The organism is Methanomethylovorans sp. (assembly GCF_050177135.1).
In the GTDB taxonomy this organism is placed as follows: Archaea; Halobacteriota; Methanosarcinia; order Methanosarcinales; family Methanosarcinaceae; genus Methanomethylovorans.
Genome location: NZ_JBFXHJ010000051.1, coordinates 6909 through 14716, shown reverse-complemented (window position 1 = coordinate 14716; position 7808 = coordinate 6909). Strand labels below are relative to the sequence as shown.

2 protein-coding genes and 1 pseudogene are annotated in these 7808 nt (G+C 42.8%); all 3 read left to right on the top strand.

The features are described 5' to 3' along the window. Window positions 1-328: PGF-pre-PGF domain-containing protein (locus AB7U21_RS05910; RefSeq protein WP_428387674.1), on the top strand; the 328-nt coding region annotated here is incomplete at its 5' end. Between the two features lie 138 nt (window positions 329-466). Beyond that, window positions 467-1694: pseudogene (locus tag AB7U21_RS05905) on the top strand (IS1634 family transposase). Window positions 1695-1898: 204 nt separating this feature from the next. Next, entirely contained in the window at window positions 1899-7670 is a 5772-nt protein-coding gene (locus AB7U21_RS05900; RefSeq protein ID WP_428387672.1) for a choice-of-anchor L domain-containing protein, read from the top strand. Window positions 7671-7808 lie beyond the last annotated feature (138 nt).

Sequence of the window (7808 nt, the reverse complement as noted above, 5' to 3'; positions counted from 1 at the left end):
GATAGAGGAGAACAACATCGACCCTTCAACCATCCGCATGACGCGTTACAACGATGGAAAATGGGAAGAGCTGGCCACACAAAAAGAAAATGACGATGAAGAGTATCTGTACTTCGTTGCAGAAACGCCGGGATTCTCTATATTCAGCGTAGTGGGTGATGAAGTAAAGGCAGTAAGTGAAGAAGCTAAGCCGGTTAAGCAGGAAATAGCTGAGGAAACACCTGAAGAACCTGTAACTGAAGAAGGAAAGGAAACACCCGGATTCACAGCAGCAATGGGGCTGGTCTTTGTATCTGTCGCTTTCATTGTAAGCAGAAGGTCCAGGTAAATACCGAATTTATGGAAGGCAGCTACTGCCTTTCTATTCTCTTTTTTATTCTTTTGAATCTTTTTCTATTATTTATCGCCCAACTTTGACATTTAAAAGTAATATACGTGTTCTTAGTTTAGTAGTATTCGACCAAAAATGCCACCAAAACTAAGAACAATTGACATAATTCCCAACGACAATATATATTTCCCATCGGAACCATTCTGGCTGTAAACAAACTCTATGATGTCCTTGACTTTTCCACTGTTTTTGGTAAACACAAGAGGAATGGAATTGATATCAACGACCTGCTGAAAGCTCTTGTAAGCTACAAGCTTACAGATTATTTCAGCATAAGTAAGGCTCATGAATGGATCAATCGAGCTGAAGTCCTTGAAATCTTTGGTCTTGAAGAATTCAGTGAAAGAACCCTTTACAGGGTTCTTGAAATCCTGGGAAACAATCGTGAAACGATTATTTCAGACATTCAGGACAGGTTATTTGGTAGATACGATTTTGAGCACACAAATATCAACAGGTAAACAAGAGACTGAAACAAGGTTCACTTGTTGTTTTTGATAAAGGAGCTCATAGCATAGGGAATACTGCCCTGATAAGGGCAGATGATATGCAGTATCTGACTGCAAGGAAACTCAATACAAGTGACGACAAGATAATAGCAAACTTCTGGAGGAATTCTCCTGAACTTATTGATCCGGAAGATGGCATATATTGTATAAAGATAGTTAAACCAAGCAGTTACAACTATTTCTATTTTTCAAAAAAGCTTCAGAAGGAGCAACTTGATTCTAAGGCAAGAAAAGTCATGAGACAAATGCAGGAAGTAAAAGACATACAGGAATCGATTACCAATAACAAGAAGCTTCCTAAAAGGTTCAGGATCAACAATCTGCTTGTTGATGTGTGTTATTCCCTGCAGACTAAGCTAGTACAACTTAATGAGCAAGAAGCTATCGAGCTTCTTGAGGAATATATAATAACAGGAAGAGAAGGATTTTTCTGCCTGAAATCGAGCAAGGATTTGACAGTGAAACAAGCTCTTCAAACATACCGGAGAAAAGATTCCATCGAGAAGATAATCCATTCTCTCAAGAATGAGATTGAAATTAAACCGTTAAGAGTATGGTCGGATGCTAGCATTTATGGTGCTATTATCATAGGGTTCATTGCACAACTGTTCATATCGCTGATGCGATATGAGTTCAAGGAACTCAAGCATAAGTCCACAAAGTTCATCAAAAAAAGCTTATTGAATTTGACAGTTACAGTCGATTTCCTGAAAAGTACTACAAAAAAGTACATTTACGCCAACTTTGATGCCATAAATACACTGATCTTAAGGCAAAATAGGACGATATCGTAGAAGTTCACATTAAATTATTGAAACTGTCAAATCGGTTTTCCTGACAAAAAAACAAAAAATTGGGCTAAAAGAGAAGACATTCACTTTATCACGGAGTGATAACTGTCAAACTTGGGCTGTATAAAAATAGAGCCATTTTTATATAATTAGTGTATATCTATTTGTATGGCTTTATTCATACACATTAAAATCTCAGTATCGTTTTTGACAGTTTTTTTCTTCTTTTCGATCTTATTTGCCGGAATCGGTAGTGCAGCGACAATTACTGTTCAAAATGTATCAGATAGTGTCACTGCCGCTGATCTGGTGAACATACTGCTTGGAGAAAATAGTAATGTTACTGTTTCCAATATCTCAATTACAGGCAGTAATGCAGCAATCGGTCACTTCACTAATGGTGGCTCACTGGGATTTGATTATGGTGTTGCAATGAGTACCGGTTTAATCTCGAACATATCCAATGATATGTCTAACTTTGCTAACACTAATAATAGTCAGCTAGGGGACAGTGATCTGAGTACGCTTGTCAATGATACTACTTTCGATGCCATTATTCTTGAATTTGATTTTGTCCCTGAAAAAAGCAGTATCAATTTTAATTATCGGTTTAGTTCTGAAGAAAGTTTTACAGATGTGTATGATGATGCTTTTGGCCTTTTTGTAAATGGGGAGAATATTGCTCTGCTGCCTAATGGAAATCCAGTCAGTGTAATTAATATTGGAAATGGTACTTACTATGAGCCAGGTCCTCTTAATAATTGTTTTAATGGGTCCAGTATAATAATGACAGCTACAGCGGAAGTAGTACCAGGCACTTTAAACCACATGAAATTTGCCATTGCGGATGCAAGAGATGGTGTTTATGATTCGGGTGTTTTCATAGAGGGCGGTTCTTTCGTATCCAATACAATTCCTAATGCACCATCATCCCCTATGTGTGAAGGTGAGACGAATCCAACAGATATAACAGATCTGACCCCTGAATTTAGCTGGACTTTCTCTGATCCAGATGTTGGTGATACACAGGGTGCTTACCAGATCCAGGTAGGAACAACAGAAGGTGGAAGTGATATGTGGGACAGTGGCCAAATCACAAGCTCTTCATCAAACAATATCTCTTATGCTGGCTCTGATCTGGATTACAGTACTACGTACTATTGGAGAATAAGAACATGGGATAACAATAATGCTGCTGGTCCCTATTGTGAGAATCAAAACTTCACAACTGCAGAAGAAATCCTCTCTCCTGTTGCCAATTTCACAGCTAATGTTACATCTGGTTCAGCTCCACTTACAGTGAACTTCACTGATCTCTCAACCAACACACCTGCATCCTGGTTATGGGACTTCGGTGACGGGAGCACTTCAAATGATCAAAGCCCTACCCACACCTATACAAGTGGAGGCACTTATACCGTCAGTCTCAGTGCAACAAACACCGCTGGAAGCAACACAAGCACCCAAATGGATTATATCACTGTAGTGGTAGCGACCACTGTGAATGCTTCTCACGCTTCAGTCACTTATTATGAGAACGATAATATGACCGTAGATGCCGGTATCAATGTAAGCGGCAGTTCTACCTTTATATCGGCCAGGGTCTACATAGGTGATGGTTACGTTGAAGGTGAAGACTTCCTCCGTTTTACCAACACAAGCAGTATCAATGGAAGCTTTAATCCGTCAACCGGTATCCTGTCCCTGTCGGGAAGCGGGAATGCGGCTGCATATCAGGAAGCTTTCAGGAATGTCAGGTACGAGAACATCAATGATGATCCCAATACCTCTGGCAGGAACATCACCTTCGTAATGGGCGACAATGCGATTTACCTCGAGTCTACAGGACACTATTATGAAAGCATTTACTCCGGGTCTGTAATTTCCTGGACTGCCGCAAAAGCTTCAGCGGAAGCAAGGAGTCTTTCCGGTATGCAGGGATATCTTGCCACTATCCTTACAGAAGAGGAAAGCGTGTTCCTCGGATCAAAAGCCCCTGATAATGCATGGATGGGAGCAAACGATGTTGCTGTTGAGGGAGAATGGAGGTGGGTCACCGGACCAGAAAATACAACAGGGCAAGGTACTCTGTTCTACTATCAAAGCAATGGTACCACGTTGCCAGGATTCTATACTAACTGGAATGATAATGAACCTAATGACTTCGAAGCCGGGGAGGATTGTGGTCAGATCCTCGGTAATTCTGATGAGAAAAAATGGAACGATCTGCCTAATGGTGCTGAAGTCTACTATTACCTTGTAGAATACGGCGGAATGCCGGATGAACCCACTCCGCAGCTTACTGCTACTATTGTTGTGAATGTGACTGCCGTAAATGATGCTCCTACAACTCCTGGAGCTTTCACATCCCCGACAAACGGCCAGATAAAGCAGGGTAGTCAGTCCATGAGTGCCAGTTGGGGTATATCGACCGACCTGGAGGATGATGCTGTCAGATACGACCTGTGGTTCTTCAATGGTAGTTGGACAAAGATCGGGGACCTGCTAAATACCAACAGTAAGACATTCACTCTGCCCTCTGACAATACAAACAGTGCACTGCTCCGTGTATATGCAAATGACACTCACGATAATTCATCTGCAAGGGACGTTACATTTACCATAGATTCTCTCGGACCTGTGATCTTTTATGGCACAAATGGGAATAACACTTATTCCAAAAGCCATAACACAACAGCAACTGGAACAGATGCTGTTGCAGGTCTTGCACAAATTTCCTATGCATGGACCAATGACTCTGAGATGAGTTCCGTATCATCATGGACCGATTTTGTAAATGGGGCTACGTTAGCACAAGATACTGTCAGCGGTGACTGGTATCTGCATATAAATGCCACAGATAATGTGAGCAATAGCAATTATTCAGTATCTGATGTCTTCAAACTGGACAATATCCTTCCTCTGATACACTTCGGCACTGATGGCAATGCTACCTATGCACAAAGCCACAGCACCAATGTAACAGTTGTTGATCCGCTTTCCGGTGTTCAGGCTTTGGTTTATTCCTGGACCAACGATCCCAATGTAAGTTCAGTATCACATTGGACAGCTTTCAATAATGGTGCTATCCTTACCGGGGATTCCATGGAAGGTGACTGGTATCTGCATATCAGGGCTACTGATAATGCCAGTAACATAAATTACTCCGTTTCCAACGCTTTTGCAATGGATAACAGCCTGCCTGTGATACATTTCGGTACTGACGGTAATACCACCTATGCACAAAGCCACAGCACCAATGTAACGGTTGTTGACTCACTTTCAGGTATTGAGGGTTTGGCTTATTCCTGGGCCAGCGATTCCAATGTCAGTTCAGTATCACATTGGACAGCTTTCAATAATGGCGCTACCCTTACCAGAGATTCTGGAGAAGGCGACTGTTATCTGCATGTCAGGGCAACTGACAATGCAGGTAATACAAATTACTCTGTATCCAATGCTTTTGCGCTGGACAATACGCTTCCTGTTGTGAGTATCACCGGCAATCCGGCCAGCTGGCAGAACACCAGTGCTGTCCTGAATGTAAGCATAGATGATCTGTCAGGTGTCTCTCAGGTAAAATGGGCTACTGGTATCCTCAATTCCACATATTTCGCATCAAGTGGGAATATACTCAGTTCTCCTTATTCGTTCGAAGTCTCAGGGAATGGCAACTACACAGTATATGCCAGGGACCTGGCAGGTAATGAGAATGCTACTGTCTTTACAGTATCATATATAGATACTCACGTTCCATCTGTCAGCTTGTCACCCGATGGTAACAGTACTTATTCTCAAAGCCACAATTCTACAATAACATCTTTGGATGGCCTTTCCGGTGTACAGTCCATTGCATATTCCTGGGGTCAGAATTCCAATGTGGGTTCAGTCTCCTCCTGGACTGTGTGCAATAGCGGTGATACGGTAACGCAGGATTCTGCAAATGGCAATTGGTATCTCCATGTAAGATCCGCTGACAATGCGGGTAATGTCAACTATTCGACATCCGGTGTGTTCAGGCTGGACAATGGTCTGCCTGTGATACATATCGAAAACAATGGAAACGATACCTATTCCAGGAGCCATAACACTGATGTGACGGTTTCCGATGCGCTTTCAGGTATTAACCAGCTCGCTTATTCCTGGACCCAGGATACTAATGTAGGTTCGGTATCTCAATGGACAGCTTTTGACAATGGAAGTACACTGACAAAGAATTCCGGCGATGGCAATTGGTACCTACATATAAGGGCTGTTGATAACGCAGGCAACACCAATTACTCCGTGTCCTCTAACTTCAGGCTGGATAACACTGTTCCTGCGTATACATGGATACAGAAGCCTCTTAATGCAGACACAGGAGATTCTGTTGTGATCGAGCTGAATGCTACGGATGTTTCTTCTGTTTCCGAATGCATCATAACAGTTGATGGTGAAGAATATCAGATGAATACAAGTTCGGGCGGTTACTCATGGACCGTGGACATTCCCGCCAGTGATTCCGGAACACTTGTAAGCAAGGTTATCTATAGCTGTACTCTAAGCGATCTTGTGGGCAATGTGGGCAGTACTGGTAATGTCCGGATGAATGTTTCCATCCTGCCCATTGCGGATTTTACGGCAAGTGAAACCACAGGTACTGCTCCGCTGACAGTAGGTTTTGAGGATGGTTCTTTTGGCCCGGTGGAAGACTGGCACTGGGACTTCGGAGACGGTAGCACTTCCACAGAACAGAACCCTGTTCATACTTTCGGATCAGGCGATTTCACTGTCAATCTGACAGTGACGAACAGCAATGGCACTTCCAGCCAGCAGCTCAACGTAAGAGTAGCTGAACCGCTTAGCTGTACAACCTCACCGGAAGATACGGAGCTAATCTCTATCTACGGTGAAGAAACTAACTTCAGTGCGACAGCTAACATTCTCTCAAGTTTTAGCTGGTATATCGATGGTGAACCAATAAGCGGAAATGGTATTACCATGTCCTCGAATGATGACGATTCCTCATGTCTATCATTCTGTGCCATAAACACAAGTGAGTACATCGATCAGGATGATTTCTTTGTAGAGGATTACAACATATCTGTTGTAGTAAGCAATGAAACCACGGGTATGTCAGATACGTTCTCATGGGATTGGACAGTAACAAATTCTTCAGCTGCTGAGGATGGAGAGGAAATTTTATTTGTTATTTCACAGGTTCCTGAGATCACATCCAGCGGAAATATGTCATACGTGGGATTCAACACAACGGATGATGAAAAGATGGATTATAGCAATCTTACCGGTAGTATCACTTTTGTTTCTTTTGCCACTCCAGGCAATGCTTCTGACCTGCGCATAAAGATCGAAGTGTTGGACAAGTCATCACTTAACGAATCTGAAGCGGGATTCTCTCAGGACTCTGTGTACCAGTACTTCGACATTAGTTTCAATAACCAGACACTTGTTGACAACACTGGTCTTAACAGGAGTATCGAGTTCAGGGTCCTGAACGAACGTGATGGCGGTTCCCTTGCCATTACTTCTGTGATGCTCAAGCACTGGGGTGATCCGGCATGGGAAAGCTATGTTCCGGAACTTCTGGACAATGATGGCACATATTCGTATTTCATTGTTCGCAACATCTCCGGATTCTCACCTTTTGCGATCACCGCAAACTATGAGTACTCTTCAGGCTCAGGTTCGGGCTCAGGCACCGGTAAGGCTGTTGTAATGCCTTTGTCCTCACAAGAGGATACGGGAAAAGCGGGCGGTTCAGCCTCTTCAGGTTCCGGAGGTTCAAAAGTATCACCCGTCACCTCAAGTTCAGAAGGTGCCAGAGATGGACCAGGGGATAAGACACAGAGTAATGATGGTATCGGGAGCGAAGCTGATAGCAGCAATAACAATAGACACAACAACATAGCTGCAGCTGGAATTGTACTACTGGCTGGCGCATTCTTGATCTTCTTCCTCTACAGGAAGATAAAAGAATAAGATAAATAGTCGGGTTCCCAGCTAGTTCCTCCCGGAAGGCGAAACATCGGGAGGAACCATTTTTTAAATATGTTCTCTTTGGTGCTGGCGTTTATTGTGAACTCTGATAGGTAGTGAAAAGCAGACTTTATTTTTCAT